This window comes from Pseudodesulfovibrio thermohalotolerans (assembly GCF_021353295.2).
Lineage (GTDB): Bacteria > Desulfobacterota > Desulfovibrionia > Desulfovibrionales > Desulfovibrionaceae > Pseudodesulfovibrio > Pseudodesulfovibrio thermohalotolerans.
Genome location: NZ_CP120635.1, coordinates 1449763 through 1467625, shown reverse-complemented (window position 1 = coordinate 1467625; position 17863 = coordinate 1449763). Strand labels below are relative to the sequence as shown.

9 protein-coding genes are annotated in these 17863 nt (G+C 58.0%); 5 read left to right on the top strand and 4 right to left on the bottom strand.

The features are described 5' to 3' along the window. Positions 1-487: 487 nt before the first annotated feature. From LF599_RS06820 to LF599_RS06800, 5 genes are all read left to right on the top strand, one after another. A complete protein-coding gene (locus LF599_RS06820; RefSeq protein WP_279522765.1) occupies positions 488-10777 on the top strand; it encodes a VCBS domain-containing protein in 10290 nt (3429 codons plus the stop codon). 718 nt (positions 10778-11495) lie between these two features. Continuing rightward, positions 11496-11831: a hypothetical protein gene (locus LF599_RS06815; RefSeq protein ID WP_269941204.1), complete on the top strand. Its 336-nt coding sequence runs from the start codon at positions 11496-11498 to the stop codon at positions 11829-11831. A gap of 11 nt (positions 11832-11842) precedes the next feature. Then, positions 11843-12220, top strand: a complete 378-nt coding sequence (locus tag LF599_RS06810; protein WP_269941205.1) for a hypothetical protein — start codon at positions 11843-11845, stop codon at positions 12218-12220. 14 nt (positions 12221-12234) lie between these two features. After that, the gene (locus LF599_RS06805; protein ID WP_279522764.1) at positions 12235-13098 is read left to right on the top strand and encodes a hypothetical protein; all 864 of its coding nucleotides are present in this window, start codon (positions 12235-12237) and stop codon (positions 13096-13098) included. Between the two features lie 306 nt (positions 13099-13404). Then, complete coding sequence (locus tag LF599_RS06800) at positions 13405-14013, top strand: hypothetical protein (protein WP_279522763.1); 609 nt, start codon at positions 13405-13407, stop codon at positions 14011-14013. A gap of 378 nt (positions 14014-14391) precedes the next feature. Here LF599_RS06800 and LF599_RS06795 read toward each other — a convergent pair whose 3' ends face one another. Genes LF599_RS06795 through LF599_RS06780 form a run of 4 tightly spaced genes read right to left on the bottom strand, consistent with a single transcriptional unit; the run spans position 14392 to position 17861 of the window. After that, positions 14392-15561: an AMP-binding protein gene (locus LF599_RS06795; RefSeq protein ID WP_279522762.1), complete on the bottom strand. Its 1170-nt coding sequence runs from the start codon at positions 15559-15561 to the stop codon at positions 14392-14394. 5 nt (positions 15562-15566) lie between these two features. Then, positions 15567-16424: a beta-ketoacyl synthase chain length factor gene (locus LF599_RS06790; RefSeq protein ID WP_279522761.1), complete on the bottom strand. Its 858-nt coding sequence runs from the start codon at positions 16422-16424 to the stop codon at positions 15567-15569. Beyond that, positions 16421-17608, bottom strand: coding sequence for a beta-ketoacyl-[acyl-carrier-protein] synthase family protein (locus tag LF599_RS06785; protein ID WP_279522760.1), 1188 nt, complete (start codon positions 17606-17608; stop codon positions 16421-16423). Before LF599_RS06785 ends, LF599_RS06790 begins: the two co-directional genes overlap by 4 nt. Position 17609: 1 nt before the next feature. Beyond that, the gene (locus LF599_RS06780; RefSeq protein ID WP_279522759.1) at positions 17610-17861 is read right to left on the bottom strand and encodes a phosphopantetheine-binding protein; all 252 of its coding nucleotides are present in this window, start codon (positions 17859-17861) and stop codon (positions 17610-17612) included. Between the last annotated feature and the right edge of the window lie 2 nt (positions 17862-17863).

Sequence of the window (17863 nt, the reverse complement as noted above, 5' to 3'; positions counted from 1 at the left end):
CAATTCCACTGGCGACACTCCCTCCTGGCGCGGTCCAAACAACCGCACGGCGCACAACTCTCCATCGTCCTGACGGCTTTCAGGAAAATCCGTTCCGACCAGACTTTTCAGGCCCTTATCTCCCTGCCCCCTCTTCCTCAAGGTGCAGGGCAACAAAGGTCACAATATTTTTTATTCAATAAATTTGAATTATTAAACGGGAAACAGATGAAAACAGCTTGGGGATAACGATTCCTATCCACATTATTTTTCAACAACCACCTGTTGAAAAGAAAAACGAAATACGTCTATTCTCCTGCATTTGGCGAATAGAACAGTCGATGAATTTCCAGGTGATTGCGGGGGATCAACCACTTTGTCCACATCGCAACTTATTAGTATAATAATATTTTTACGGTTTGACTAAAAACTTGTCATCGGTGTAGAGTACTGTTTCCCAAGTTAAAAAAAACATTTCCAATCCATATAATTCGAATCGGAGAAAAACATGGCCGATCCTACCACTCAGACTCTGCATATTACGCTTCCCGGCACCGGCAACATCCAAAACTACGCAATCACGCCGGACCTCCCTGTTCAGTTCGATTTCGACCTCTCCTCCGCTGAATTCGTCGGGCGGGACGGAGATCTTGAGATAGCCGTAGAGGGCGGGGGCACCATCGTCCTCGAAAATTACCAGGAGCTGGCCGACAGCGGTTCGCTGCCCTCCTTCATCATGGTCAGCGGCGAGGTGGTGGCTGGCGACGTCTATCTTTTCGCTTTCGAGAATGCGGACCAGACTTCCGAGGATATGGAAACCGCGGCTGGCGCCAACGGCGGCGGCTCCGGCGCAGGTGAGTACAACGACGACGCAGGTTCCCTGGCGGACGGTCTGACCGCTCTGGGCGGCCAGGACGACGCTTACGCCGCCCAGTCCCTGCCGACTATTGCGGGCGTCATCGGCAACACTCCGCCCGTCGCCAATGACGATTTCGCCGAAATCGCCGAGCAGGGCGACGCCGACTTTGTTATCGGACGCACCATCGTCTTCGTCCAGGACGAACAGGAGTACCACAATGCCCTGGCGCAGGCCGAAAGCGGCGATCTGCCCGGCTTCATGAGCGAATTCTTCCCCCTGTCCTCGGGCGGCGGATTCTACATAGATAATCCCAATCCCCCGCAAACCCCCGGCCTGATCGAGGGCAACGTCATCGATAACGACATCGACGCCGGCGGCAATCACGACCAGTTGCGCATGGTCACCATCGAACTCCTGAGCGGAAATCACGATAACGTGGACACCGCCCCGGTTGAGGTGTTGTCCGACGACACCGTAATCATGGGCAAATATGGCGTGCTGGTCATTGATGCCGACGGGCACTGGGACTACACCCTGAATCAGGAATGGGCCGACGTCCTTGACGAGGGCGAGACCTATGATGAAGTTTTTCAGTACACCATCGCTGACAATGAAGGCGGCGAGAGCAACACCGCCACCCTTACCATCACGGTCAACGGGTCCAACGACATGCCCATCGCCCACGACGACCTGAACGTCCAGGCTGTCGAAACCGGCGATTCCGAAAGCTACGCCCTCCACGCTTCGGTCCACGATTCGGACCTCGGCGAGGAAGGAGCCCAGGTGGACGTCCACGACGACGAAAGCCACGACTACCAGGACACCGGCAACATCGCCGTCCACGGCAATGTGCTCGCTGGCGACGACGCTGGCGGCACCACCGATGCCGATGTGGACGGCGGCGACTCTCCCGACGGCCAGACCATGTTCGTGGTCGGCGTATATTCCCACGCCACCCAGACCTACGACCACGACCTGCCCGGCGAAGGCATCCCTGATTTCAAATCCTCGGACGGCCAGTCCTATGGCGTCGCCCAGGCCAACCCCGAAGGCGAAGTCTCTGTAAACGGCCAGTTCGGCACCCTGACCATCCGCGCCGACGGCTCCTATGACTACGAACTCTACACTCCCGAGGACGGCGAGGCCTACGACGCCCTGAACGCGCTGAATTACGACAGCGAAGACAACGTCGACCAGTTCTCCTACGGAATCATGGACGACTCCGGCGCCTTCAACTACGCCAACATTTCCTTCACCGTAAACGGCGCCAACGACGCTCCCGTTGCCTATGCGGACGAAAATTCCGTGGTCGAGTTCGGCCTCAAGGATATGGAGGACGAAGGCTACACAGGCCTGATCGAAGGCAACGTCATCAGCGGCGACGAGTCCGGCATCGGAGAAGACCTCGACGCGGACGACACCCAGATGTTCGTCTCCTCCGTTTCCTCGAACAACACCGAAGAAAGCGGCTCCCTGTACACTGACGACAACATGGACCCCGGCGCTTCGACGACCATCAACGGCGAATTCGGTATTTTGACCATCAATGCCGACGGCTCCTACGAATACGAACTTCAGAACGACTGGGAAAGCGTCCAGGCCCTCAACGAGGAGGACCATCCGCAGGACGTCTTCGTTTACACCGTCACCAACGGATACGCGGACGGTGTCTACAGCAACACCGCGACCCTGACGATCAATATCTCCGGCGCGAATGACGCTCCGGTGGCCGAAAACGACTACAACACCTTCACCGAATCCGTGGACAACCAGGGCGCGGCCGAGGTCGCGGGCAATCTGCTGGCAGGCGACGACTTCGGCGGCGTGGCCGACCACGACGCGGACAACGGGTTGTCCGAGTTCACTGTTACCGGCGTCGAAAGCCAAAACACCGAGAACACGGCCGGTTCCGGCGACGGGTTCGACTACGTGCTCCAGGGCCAGTACGGTACCCTCTATCTGAACGAGGACGGCGGCTACAAGTACGTCGAGGACCAGGATGCCACCAATTATCTGAATATCGGTGACGAGCCGGTCCAGGATGTCTTCGAATACACCATGACCGACAACCAGGCCGGTGTCCCGGGCGATGATGCGGGTACTCTGACGATCACCATCTCCGGCGCAAACGACGCTCCGGTGGCCGAAAACGACTACAACGCCTTCACCGAATCCGCGGACGACCAGGGCGCGGCCGAGGTCACGGGCAACCTGCTGGCGGGCGACGAATTCGGCGGCGTGGCCGACCACGACGCGGACAACTCGTTGTCCGAGTTCACTGTTACCGGCGTCGAAAGCCAAAACACCGAGAACACGGCCGGTTCCGGCGACGGGTTCGACTACGTGCTCCAGGGCCAGTACGGCACCCTCTATCTGAACGAGGACGGCGGCTACAAGTACGTCGAGGACCAGGACGCCACCAATCATCTGAATATCGGCGACGAGCCGGTCCAGGATGTCTTCGAATACACCATGACCGACAACCAGGACGGCGGAGCCAAGGAAAGCACCGCCACCCTGAGCATCCAGATTCTCGGCACCAACGACACGGCCGTCATCGGCGGCACCGACACCGGCGCCATGACCGAGGACATGGACGTCTCCGAAGCGGGACTGCTGACAGCCGATGGTACGCTCACCGCCTCCGACGTGGACAACACCGACAACGCGTTCAAGCCCGTCAGCGAAGCCACCGACTCCCACGGCGGCAAGTTCACCATGGACGGCTCCGGCAACTGGCACTACGAGGTCGGCAACGCCTCCGTGCAGGGCATGGGCACCGACGAAGAGTACGTCAGCGAATTCACTGTCGAATCCGAGGACGGGACCACCCACACCGTGACCGTGACGGTCAACGGCGCGAACGACGCCCCCATCGCCGAAGACGACAATCTCGACGACGTGAATGAAGAGTCCGGTTCTTCCCTGTCTCTCGGCTTCGTGGGCGAGGACAACGGCAACGGCGCGGACCACGACATCGATGTCAACGACAGCATTGTCAGCTACAGCGCCCACGGCGACCTGCCTGCGGGCGTGACCCTGACCGAGAACGGCGAGGTCCTGTTCAACGCAGACGACCCGGCCTACAACAACCTGGCCGCCGGTCACTCTCTTGAGGTCACTTTCCAGTACGTGGCCAACGACGGCGAGGCCGATTCCCAGCCCGCCACCGTGACCTTCAAGGTTGTCGGCACCAACGACGGCGCGACCATCGACACGGACACCGAAGGCGACACCGCCACCGGCAACCTCTTCGAGGTCGACTGGTCCAATAATGACGAGACCAAGACCGACGATTTCCAGGCCAGCGAGGAAAGCGGCTCCGCGCAGTACGACCAATACGGCAACCTCGTGGTCGAGCCCGCACCCGAGACCCTGCACGCAGAGGGCCATCTGACCGTGACCGACCCGGACGACCACTCCGTGGGCACCCCGGTCGACACCGTGGACGAAGCCACCCTGGCTCCGACCGTGACTCACAACGCAGGCGAGTACAGCGGCAGCTTCGACGCGAACGGCGACTACTCCATCACCACGGACGAGGGCGGCACCTTCACCATCAAGGCCGGCGGCTCCTGGTCCTACGATATCGACAACACCCTGGATGTGGTCCAGGAACTGGGCGACGGCGAGTCCTTCACCGAAACCTTCACAGTCACATCCCAGGACGGCACCGCCACCCATGACGTCACGGTGACCGTAAACGGCTCCAACGACGCCCCGGTCATCACTAATATCTCCGCTCCGGTGGAGGACTTCGAGGACGGTGCTTCCGGCTGGTCCGACAACACCGTGACCGAAACCTCCGGCGCGTTCACCGACTTCCTCGGCCGCTTCGGCAAGGGCGACTCCATCGAAAAGACCTTCGAAGTCGCGGAAGACGCCAAGTCGGCGACCATCGAATTCAACGTCTACGAGATCGACTCCTGGACCTTGAGTGACAACTCCTCCTGGGGTTACGACACGCTGACCTTCACCGTAAACGGCAACGAAGTGGAAATTCCCCTGGAACGGAACCTCCGCGACGATGATCCCGTGGACAACACGGACCGCTCCGGCACCATCACCGGCCCCGACGGTACTCTCATTCACTGGACCTTCTCCGCCGTGACCGATGGCACCGAGAACCTCGGCTTCGCCGGTTACGAAGACCAGATCCACCATGTGACCATCACCGTGGAGAACCCCGGCGACACCATCAGCCTGGGTCTCGGCTCCACCCTGAACGAAGCGCTGGAAAACGAATCCTTCGGCATCGACAACGTGGCGGTCAATTCCATAGACGGAAACGGCGATGTAATCCTGACCATCGATGAGAACGTGCCCGGCTCCGTTGCCGTGGCCCAACTCGACGCCACCGACGTCGAAGGCCATGAAGTCCACTACGTCATCGACAAGGTCCTGGACGCCGACGGCAATGACGTCACCGGCGACGGCCTGTTCATCGTGGACGGCGACAAGATCCTGACCGGGGACGGCAAGACCTTTGATTACGAGACAAGCAGTCAGTATACCGTGACCGTCTCCCCTGTTGACTCCCAGGGTGCTGTTGGTCAGGATGTGGACATTACCATTACTATCGGCGACGTGAACGAACCGCCCACAGGCGAGGACTTCACCATGCACGTCGGCCTGGATGGCGCGCCCGTGCCCTTCCTGGGCGAGGACGCCAACGACTCCGCCGACGACCACGTTTCCGACCCCGAGGACGACTCTCAGGCCCTCGACGTCATGATTACCGACCTGCCCGACCACGGCACGCTCTACGACGGCGACGGAAATCCCGTCGAATCCGGCAATCTGAACAACACCCACTATGACCTCAACGAGCTGACTTACGTACCCGACTCGGAAGCCCTTGATGGCGTACTCCTCGGCTCGCGCAACTTCGGTGACGCCGACATCGACAACTGGGGCCAGGGTTCCGGCGCAACCCGCGTCCTGACCTTGGACACCAATGACGACGGCACCGACAATGTTACCATCACCACGACAGTCAGCGAAGGCAAGCTGATCCAGTACGCCGACCCCAGCGCAGGCCACATAGGGCACGGCATAGCCAACGGCAGCCGTAACGGCCTGAATTCCGACGAGACCATTACCATCACCTTCGACGGCGCGGACGTGTCCTACGCCGAGATCGGCTTCTCCGGCCTGGGCGGCTACTTCAACCCGGGCAGCCCCCAGCAGGCGTTCGCCACCTGGGAGGCCTGGGACGGCGACGAGTTGGTCGCCTCCGGTGAAGTCAACAACGGAATGATAAACGGCGTAGCCACCGACGGCGGCGGCGCGGGCGATATCTATCAGAACATGATTCTGGACGGCTCCGTGCTTGGTGAAGGCAAGGTCTTCGACAAACTGGTGTTCTCGACCACTGAAGAGAACGACGGCCCCTACCCTGCCACCTGGGAGCTGTCCTATGTCGACGCCGAATTCGCCAACAACGATTCCTTCGACTACATCCCCGTGGATTCCGAAGGAATGACCGATCCCGACGGCTCCTCCACCGTGACCGTCGACATTCTGCCCGACCGCCCGGTCGAGCAGGACCCGATCGCCGTGAACGACTCCGCCTCGGTCTACGAACCCAACACCGACGGGCTCGACTACACGGTCTCGGCCAATGTCCTGTCCAACGACGTTGACGCAGACAACACCCCGAGCGAGATGTCCCTGACCTCGCTGACCTACACGGACTCCGACGGGCTGGCGACCTTCATCGACTTCCAGAACGGAACCATCACCGTGGACGGCACGGAAAGCGAATACAACGGCTCCTTCCAGACCGAACACGGCGTCATGACCATCGGAGCCGACGGCAACTACACCTACACGGCCACCGACAACACTCTGACGCCCGATGACGCGCCCACCGAAACCTTTACCTACACGATGACCGACGGCGACAACGTGGACAACGATGCCGTTGCCCAGACCGCCGACCTGGTCATCACCGTGAACGGTCTCAACGACGCTCCAGTGGACGGCAACGAAACCGCGACCATGGACGAGGACTCCACCAAGTCCGGCAACGTGCTGTACAACGCTTCCGACGTGGACGGCGACGACCTGCAGGTCACCTCCTTCAAGGTGGCTGGAGACGAAACTATCCATAACGCCGGCGACCAGGTGACCATCGAAAACGTGGGCACCATACGGATCGACGCCAACGGCTCCTATACCTTTGACCCGGCGGACAACTTCAACGGCACTGTGCCGCAGATCACCTACACGGTTTCCGACGGCGACCTGACCGACACCTCCACCCTCGACATCCAGGTCGCCCCGGTGAACGACGGTCCCGACGCGGTGGACGACGGCTCCCAGACCTCCCCGCTGACCATGGATGAGGACGACACTCTGTTCGTCAATGTTCTGAACAACGACTCCGACCCCGAGGGCGACTCCCTGTCCATCACCGACTTTGACGAGAACGTGTACGACAGCGACAACAACCTGATCGGCACCGTGGCCGTGGGCACCAACGAAATCGGGCAGACCGGCCTGATCTTCACTCCGGTGGGCGACTACAATGGCCCGGCGCAGTTCGAATACACCATCTCGGACGGCGACCTGACCGACTCCGCCACCGTGACCATCCAGGTCGCCCCGGTGAACGACGGCCCCAACGCGGTGGACGACGGCTCCCAGACCACCCCGCTGACCATGGATGAGGACGGCACTCTGTTCGTCAATGTCCTGAACAACGACTCCGACCCCGAGGGCGACTCCCTGTCCATCACCGACTTCGACGAGAACGTGTACGACAGCGACAACAACCTGATCGGCACCGTGGCCGTGGGCACCAACGAACTCGGGCAGACCGGCCTGATCTTCATTCCGGTGGGCGACTACAATGGTCCGGCGCAGTTCGAATACACCATCTCGGACGGCGAAAAGACCGACTCCGCCACCGTGACCATCCAGGTCGCCCCGGTGAACGACAGGCCCGACGCGGTGGACGACGGCTCCGAAGCCGAACCGCTGACCATGGATGAGGACGGCACTCTGTTCGTCAATGTCCTGAACAACGACTCCGACCCCGAGGGCGACTCCCTGTCCATCACCGACTTTGACGAGAACGTGTACGACAGCGACAACAACCTGATCGGCACCGTGGTCGTGGGCACCAACGAAATCGGGCAGACCGGCCTGATCTTCACTCCGGTGGGCGACTACAATGGCCCGGCGCAGTTCGAATACACCATCTCGGACGGTGAAAAGCCCGACTCCGCCACCGTGACCATCCAGGTCTCCCCGGTGAACGACAGGCCCGACGCGGTGGACGACGGCTCCGAAGCCGAACCGCTGACCATGGACCAGGGCGACACCCTGCTCATCGACGTCCTCGCCAACGACACCGATCCGGACAATGACTCGCTGTCCATCGAATCCTTCGACTCGAATGCCACCGATGGCAACGGTAATGTCGTCGGTACGGTCCAGCAGGTTGGAGATCAGTTGCTCTTCACTCCCGACGAAGGATACGACGGGTCGGCGCACTTCAACTACACCGTCACCGACGGCGGCTTGACGGACAGCGCGCAAGTAACGCTGAACGTTCTCTCCACCAATGACGCTCCCAAGGCCGTGGACGACTTGTTCAGCGACCAGCCAGGCACCGTCAACGATACCAACATTGTGACCGAGGGTGGTACGAACTTCGAATCCAACCCGATCAACTACCTGTTGATCGTGGATACATCGGGGTCCATGTCCTACAACAACCGCATGAACGAAGCCAAGGCGGCTCTCAATGAAATGCTGGAGACATTGCAGGATCAGATCAACACCAGCGGCGGCTCGGTAAAGGTCGGCCTGATCGACTTCGACGACAACGCTGTCGCCCGTACCTACACGCTGACCGATGACCCGGCGACAACCGACTACCAGGAGGCGCTCAACTTCATCGCAGGCTTTAACGCCTCCGGGGCGACCTACTACCAAACGGCATTGCAAACGGCCAACACATGGGTGGAAAACGAATCGAACGGCATTGAAACCCAAGTCATCTTCATGTCGGACGGCGCGCCCAACAACGCCACCAATTGGCAGGACGAGCTGGCGACATTGCACAGCACGACCAGCGTTACCGGCGTCGGCATTGAAATGGGTACGCAAAACATGCAGTACATCAACGAGATCAATGAGCACGGCGACGGTATGGACCTCAGTGACCCGAGAGATCTGAATGGTCTGCTGCAGGCCCTCCTGACCCAGACCAGCACCGAAGGCAACACCGCCACCGGCAACGTGCTCGACAACGACACCGATCCGGACGGCGACGACCTGACCGTCGTCGGCATCGCGCTCGGCGAAGAGGTCGGGCACGAAGCCTTCACTTCGCTCTCGGACGTCGGTGCCGGTGCGGATGACGCGGATACCGCAGTCATGACCGGCACGTTCGGTACCTTGACCATCCACTCCGACGGAACCTACGAATACGCCGCCGATCAGCCTGCGGCTGACGAACTGGCGACCGGCGAGACCAGGACAGAAGCCTTCACCTATCAGGTATCCGATGGGCAGGGCGGCTTCGGCAAAGCCACCCTGAACTTCCAGATCAACGGTGCGGACGACGCCCCCGTGGCCGTCAACGATGTCTATGCAGGATTGGAACTCACCCCCGGCTACTGGCATACCGCATCCAACGAAACGAGCATCAATGACGCCGATTTCGATGGCACGATCTCCTACGGATACCAAGGTTCCTACTATCAAGGTGACGGCTTCACCATTAGCTCCAATGGATGGACCAACATTGTCCAGGTCGGTGAAGACGACCTGGGAATATCCAGCCATTACGGAGACGATCCCAACATCGACGGCAACACGGCTGAAACTATGTACATCTCCTTCGCCGCACCGCAAGATTCGGTCACGATCACACTCGGAGACATCAATGCCAAGGACACCCCCGTGTTCTGGATCATGAGAAACGACGGGAATTGGGTCCAAGGTGGCAACGACATGTACTCAGATGGAGTGTTCACCGCCACCGGCAACATCCGGTACATCGCCATCGGAGCCAATCACTGGAAAAAGGACTCTTTCTATCTGGAATCCCTGAATGCCACTGCAACCGTCACGAGTACCGACTGGATTGCGGCATCCGTGACGCCTGAGGGCATCAGCGGCAACGTCCTGCTGAACGACCACGACGCCGAAGACACCGATCATACCGAGACCGGCGGAACCGGAACGGACCTCGTTGTGCTCGGCGCAACGGGCGCCGACGGCTATGTCTCCCTGGCGGAGACCGTTCACGACGACGCTGCCACCGGCACCATCCAGGGCGAATACGGAACCCTGACCCTGAATGCGGACGGGACGTTCCAGTACCAAGTGGATTCTGCCCTGGTGAACAATGTCGACGACCCGGGTGTTGAGACCTTCGAATACCAGATCGCGGATTCCGACGGCATGACCAGCACGGCCACGCTGGAATTCCCCATCACGGTTGCAGGCAACAACTCGGTCATCGTCGGCACTTCCGGTAACGACTCCCTGCACGGCGACGGCGGCGACAACGTCATCTTCGGTCTGGCAGGAGACGACAACGTCTTCATCAGCTCCGGGAACGACACTGTCACCCTAGGCGAAGGAGCCGACACCATCACCATAGACCCGAACTACCTGACCGACGGCGATGGAACCATGACAATCACCGACTTCAACCTGGGCGAAAACGACGCATTCGCTCTCGACAACCTGACCAACGCCATCTCGGTTGAAATCTCCGCATCCGGAACGAACAACACGGATTTGAACCTGGTGTTCAGCGATCTGAACGGCCATTCCGACATGACCGTCATCCTCCAGGGCGTAAACCCCGACATGAACAACGTCCCGGACGCCCCTGAACCGATCTCCTCCGGCGATGAACTGAACGCCCTGATTCAGTCGATCATCAACTCCGGAAACGACATGAACTCCTAAATCGGCACAAAGCGGTCCGGCCTCCACGGCCGACCCGCATCACACCAAACAAAAAAAGGAACCGCGTCTTGCACGCGGTTCCTTTTTTTGTTCCTGTACTCTAGGGGACTCCCCCCACCCTAAACGGGTGCGCCCATAAAAGCCATATCTACCCAAAGACGCCAGCCGTGCGTTTAAAGGGGCCTGTTCGAGCCTTTCCCTTGGCCGACAAACGGTGTTGTCATTTAATTTCACACCTTGCTCCCCACGTGTTGACGACCCCATCGCAGCGCATAAAAAAAGGGCTTACGATGTGCATCGTAAGCCCTTGATCTCATGGCGGAGAAGGAGGGATTTGAACCCTCGTATGAGTTTTACGCCCATAACACGCTTAGCAGGCGTGATCATAGCCCTATGATTTCAGTAAGTTATTGAAATAGTGTGGTACAAAGTGTGAACAACTGCGCAAAACTGCACCCTGCCGCATGGCCCCGTTCCACACTTTGTTCACACATTTTTCCAGCATTCATTTCACCCATCTTCAATCAACCGCAGCCAGAGTCCTCCACCACCCCCATCCGCCCCCTGGCCACCGCCAAAGTCCGCAACCACCCGCAACCACAAATAAGAGTCTAAACTCCTCTTTTCATTTCTTTTTTCTCGTTGACGCCACGGCGAATCGAGCTATGATTTTGCTTCGTGGCCGTTCTGGCCGGAAACCGCAACCGACGGGGGGCATGTGCGGATCAAAGATCTTATGCTCAATCAATTTCTTGATATCCTCGAGGACGAAGAGCGACAGGATGTCGTCGCACAACTCACTGACACGAGCAGCTACTGGTATCTCTGGGTTAGCGACGTGATCCCTTGTAATGGTTCAGTTTTCCACCATGTTTTTGTAAGACAAGCCAAATTCGGAGGCTATGAGGGGTACGTTTACAGAGGGTTTGACGTTGTCGCACCGATACTCGAGACCGGCCTTGTTTTAGATGCAGAAGAAGCTGCTAGGAAGTGGCAGGAGATCGTTGATAACCCGCATACAGCTTTGTGTTTCGTCGTTAACCGCGAGTGCTGACAGGGGAAAGTATGGAAATCAGCAGAAAAGACGTTTTACTCGACGAGAAAAAGTTCTCCGGCTTGATTGGGAGCGGCATGAACTCGCGTCACTCGTTAGCAGAGATTTTCTCCGGGATCTGCATGTATCTCGAGGAAAGTGGTGAAGTCGTCGCCGAGTTCAATCCGACCGGCGGAACATTGCACTACGTGACGTTCCAGATCGGAGACTGGACACCAAGCGACTCGGCACCTGCAAGGATTGTTCGTGCGTACGAAGATGCTGTGATAAAAGCAGAAAAATGCGGGGTTGTTTACGACATTTTTACTGGTGAACGCCTTTTGTCAGGTGTTGGACGGAGAGGGAAAAATCTTGGAGACCTGCTGCGTGAAGCGGTTGAAGATCTATAGCAACGGAGGGAAAAATGGACAACGAAATGACACGAAAATCACGCCGCCCAGGGTCGCTCGAGAACGGCGAAATCAACAAAAACGATGCTTTTCAGCAGGAGATTCTTTGCTCGTGGCCTGAACTGTTCTCGGTCCCCGATGCCCTTGCATCAGAGATCAATCTCCGGGCAGGATTCCTCGCTATATCAACCCCGGGGATGACGACAAACGAGTTCGGACATGCCGTCAATGCTCTCAAGGGCCACGGCCTGATCCCAGGCGGAATCCGACCTCAAAACCTGATTTGGGACGGCCAGAATATCGTCGATCTGATGAAAAAGCTCCGCGTCCTCCAGTCGTTCGGCACCGTCCATTTTCATGATCTCCCTGGATACGATATTGGCCATCCTGCCGTCCTGACCACAGACGCGTCTTGCCAGTGTCTCCTCGACGACACGATCCACGGAAGACACATCTCCAAATACACCGGCAGAGTCGCTTCCATCGACGCTATCGAGTATTACGAAGCCTTGTCGAAAAAATGCCTCAGGTCGCCGATCGTCACCCCCGCCACCGTCTACCGTGCCGGGTTCGAGGTGACCGGCCAGGAATCCATCCCTGACCTGACGGAGGTCCGAAAACTGATCCCCGAAGACGGCCACGCAACGATCAAAATACGCTGCATCTATTGTGGGACGGCAGTCAAAGTTCGCGGGTACATGCGAGACCGGGAGCCGCACTACGAAGTCGACACAACGCCACGCTGCCCCCATCTCCGTCTCCTTGTCGGCCAGTTCCGCCTCGACGGCCACGGAAGCAAATTCCACGATTTCTTGGTCGTCCGCCACGTTCGCGAACCAGACCACAAGCCCACTAAATCCCAACAGGCCGACGACTGATCCCCGTCAAGCCGTCAGCCCTCCTTGGCCCCCTTTTCGGGGGCCTTTTCTTTTCCTCGTCCTTTCCCATTTCCCCCATCTCCCACCATTTTCCCCATCACTTTTTCAAGCGCATAAAATCTTTTTTTTCGTGTTACCCATTTTTGTCGTTTCCGAATCGACAAAAACCGGTCAACGCCAGGAGTTTTCGCAACCGGCTTTAGCGTGAAATATACACATAGCAAAAACTTGAAATATTTATATTTGATGTGAAACAACTTAGCCGTGAGGCGAATCCGAACCTCACAAAAACAAGGAGAGAACAAAATGAAACTGAGCACGGAAACGATCAGGGATGTTTTCGGGGCACCGGAAGCCTCCACCGACCGCCTTGTGCCTGTCACCGTTCGACCGGATGTCAGGTTCCTGGACGGCCGCGGCCTGGAGAAAGACTGGTTACCGGACGTGGAGGAGGTCAAAACATGGGCGTGCGTCGTCCACGGACAGTGCTATGTCAGCAAGCACAACAACGTCGTCCTGTCCGGTCGGTCCAGGCCGCTTGTCAACGACACGTGCTTCAAAGGTGATCTTGCGACCGGAGCGCAAACCTTGCGCCTTGCGCCTGGAACGATCGTTCAAGCGGGGATATCTATCGTGCTTCGAAACGGATTCAGAACGGTCACGGCAGCTGTAGGAATTGTTCCGGAACCTAACCCACTTCCCGCAGACAATGATTTCAGTGACGTGAATCTTTGGCCGCTGGACGCCGCCGTCAAGACGTCGGAAAGCATCACGCACTTTGCGACGATCAAAGTCATCGGAGTTGTGCAGTTGTCCCCAGAAGATGCGCGGTTGATTTCAAACTTTCGAGAAGAGATTCGAATCCATGGCGAAAAACATGTCCGAAAGGTATTGAATTTTGTGGCAAACGAATAAGAAGAAGGAAGGACAAGGCCCAACCAAAGAGAAAAATTCGTTTCGATTTGATTTAACAATTTCTCTTGAGAATCAAGAGGCTTTCTCTTTTGCTAGAAATATTGAAAACCTTCAAGGTGAGCCCCCAAACAATTTGTGGGCCAGGAACTTCTCGGTCTTTTTGTTTTCCTATTCCATCTTGCTTCCCCCCCCCCAAATGCCTCCATCCCTGTCCTAACAGGGTTTGAACGCCACAGAACACCTCTGTCAAACTGAGTCCGATGAAAGTCTCCCTGAAGAGCTTTGACTGAATTGATAGAAGAGGATGATTTTCCAATCAACCGGTTCGATGTCGTTTCATCTCTGTATTCACTGATGGACTTGTTTACAATGGACAGGCTACCAGTCCCTTTCTTTGCCCAACCCGTTCACGGGGATGTGTTTACCAAAGGTCCAAGACGCTGGCCGTTCGTATCTGGAAAGATGCGCCTTGGACCATTTTTGCAATTCCAACTTTAGGACATCTATATCCTGGCCCGAACCGTAGGGCACGATAAACGCCTTGAGCCGTGTCCCCTCGTCAGATCGCATGAGACGTACCGCGCATTTTTCAACCAAGGGATGGTCCAAAAGCGCCTCCCGCACCCTAGCAGGATAGACGTTGACGCCCGCCACCTGCACAGCACAGTCCTTGCGTCGACGGGGAGTAAAAGTCGCAGGACCGTGCCAATCAAGCAGATCCTGTAGAAGACACTCCGTCGCGCCGCCATCTTCCGTTTTCCGGGCCAGAACAGCATCGTCGTCGGTCCGGGTCCAGTGGTCCAACAGTGTGTAGCACCCCAGAGGGTCGGTGCGGTAGCCCACACCGCCGGTCTCCGATGATCCGTAAATCTCATACATCAGGGGCAATCCGTTCGCCTTGACCGTTTCAAGGGTCTTTGCTGGACACGGCCCGGTGGACGTGACGCCGTGCACATCTGCATGGAAATGCACGCCCATCTCGGCGAGCTTGCCCCACAAAAGTGGAAAAGCCACCATGAGGTCCCCGTCACACAGCGAACGAACCAATCCGGGAGCAGGCAGCGGCACTTCCCAACGGACCTCGCACCCCATGACATGAGGAAGCAAAATGGAAAAAAGAAAGCCGTAAATATGATGGCGCGGCACGAAACAGACTATCCGTTTCCTATCACGAAAAAGCACGGCCAGATTTTCAACCTCCTGAACGTACTCACCAAAGTCATGCGTTGCAGGCTTGGGCTCGTTGGTGCTCCCGGAGGTAAAAAACGTTATCCGATCGCCTGCAACAAGCCACTGCTGATAGATGCTTTCCGCCCACTCCTCTAGAGAGACCACGCCCAGATTGGTCAGAGTCTTCGTATGAAACATCCGGGCGATGATTCCGCCCACACCCTCCAGGTCGTCCACGGCATCGCACGTCGGAACAAACTCCGGACTGAGCGAACCGCCCGGCGCAAGGCGCATGCAGGCATCATAGGATAAATGAGCCAAAAGGACGCTGGAAATTATCTCACGGATATCTGCAAGTTGAAGATTGATTGCGCGCATACGATCTATTCTCCGATTACGCTGAACCAGACGTCACCCTCCCGACAGGCGGTCTTCAGCTCTTGTTCCCTGGCGCCCAACGCCGCAGCAGCAAGCTCCAGGCCACAGGAAGTCGGACTTTTCCCCCAGAGATCCGTCAGGTCACACGTGCCGAATTCTCCCTGGTCAATAACGACCGTATCGGCTTTAAAATTTTCCGGACGAGCCTCAATTTCCAGCGAGGCGAACCCCCCAGCCTCGGCCAAGAGGAAAAAGGCACTGCCCTCACCCACCGGCGGTGCATCCAAACGTCCCTCAGCGGCGTTCAAACGTTCAGTGTTGGCTTCAAGAAGCGGCGTAGTCTCATCGGTAAAGCCCAAAAGGATGGTATCAACCCGACCTTCCGCCAACCAGAGTGCCGCTGTCTGGGTTCCGGCTTGAACAACTCCCCGCAACTGGCAGAGTGTTGTCTGCGGACAGGGGTAATCCAACAACATGGAAAGCACTCCCGCCGGGATGTTATGAACGGAAAGGGAAAAGGCGAGCGGTGAAGCCAACGCCGGCCCATCGTCAATGAGGGAGTCCTGAAAATCAAACGTCGTCCTGGACGGCCCGTAACCGGTACCGAGCACGATCCCCATACGGTCGGGAAGTACGGACAGTGTATCGGCAGCTTCCAAAGCACGGTAAGCCGCCAGCAAGGTCATGCGGGTAAAATGGTCCATGCGCCGCAACTTGCGGGCCGGGACATACTCGGCTAGTGCCTCGGTCGGAGTCTCGTACGCCGCAGGCAGCGGCACGTCCTTGCCGTCCAAGGCTTGGCGGACCAACGCACCGTCGCCGATGGGAGCAGCCAGACCGACCCCGTGGATGGAGAGCTTCATCGCCGGTCCTCCTTCTCCAATATGAGAACGGAATTATTGCCGCCGAAAGCCAGTGACTGGCTCAAACCGAATCGGCCCGAGAAAGCGGTTGGACAGGCTACCGGAGAAAGGCCGATAGCCGGATCGGGTTCGCCAAACCCCTTGCTTGGCGGCAGCACTCCACGCTCCAGACAGGCCAGAGTGAAGGCAGCCTCCATGGCCCCGGCAGCCCCCAACGTATGCCCGGTGAACCCCTTTGTCGCAAAAACAAGAGATTGACTGAAACGATCGCGCAAGACGTGCCCCTCCACCAAATCGTTGGCCTTGGTGCCGGTTCCGTGCACGTTGACACAGGCCACATCCTCGCAGGTTATCCCGGCCTGCCCCAGGGCCGTATCCAGAGCCTGCAACAGCCCCCGAGCCTCGGGATGCGGAGCCGTCAGGTTGTAGGCATCACCGCAGGTTCCATAGCCCGCCACACGGCCTCTCCGGGGGGCTCCAAAGCGCTCTGCCACATTGGTAGATGCGAGAAGCAACACACCTGCGCCCTCGCCCAAATTAAGCCCCCTACGGTCTTTATCGAACGGTCGGCAGGGTTCCGGGCTGGTATTCATGAGCCGAGCAAAACCGTTGTAGGAGATTTCGCTCAAGGCATCCGCACCTCCAGCGATGGCCACGTCGCACCAACCGGCACGGATCCAGGCTGCGGCGATGCCGATGGCGTCTGCACCGGAAGTACAGGCATTGGTCACAGTCTGGCAGGGACCGCTCAGATCGTAATGAACAGCTAGCCCCTCGGCCAGATTCCCAGCCAGGTAATGCAGGATGGGAGCCAGCTGCGGTTTCTTACCGGCTTTCCAGCTGCGATAAAAATCCAAGAAGTCGAGCGACGCGCCAACCGAGGTGCCGATGCACACCCCGACCCGAAGTTCGTTTTGCACGCTCAAGACGTCAGGCACCCCATCCAACGCATCATGAACGGCCATATGCAGTAAATTTCCGGAACGCCCTGCAGATGTACTCGATGAATCTACCCACTTCTGGGGCACCTCGAAAACGGGATAGGTGACGGCCTGCTCACAGATAAAATGCGTAGGCGCAGCCGGCTCTCCCTTCCCGGCCAGCATGGTCTCCAGACAGGCATCAAGCGTGGGACCGGCCGCACAGATGCAACCCGCCCCCAGAATAGCCACCTCGCCAAGCATCTTATCCCTCGTTCTCGATAAACCGAGCCAGACTCTCCACCGACTGCAGGGCTTCCATTCCCTCCTCAGCGTTCTGAATCTCGGTATCGAAAAACTTCTGAACCAGCACCACGAGCTCCACCGCGTCTAGGGAATCCAACCCAAGTCCTTCGTCGCCAAACAGCGGTGCATCGTCCTCGATGGTGGCCGGGTCAATATCCACGAGGTCGAGTTCCCTTACCAAAACCTTCTTAATTTTCTCTCTAAGATCCATTC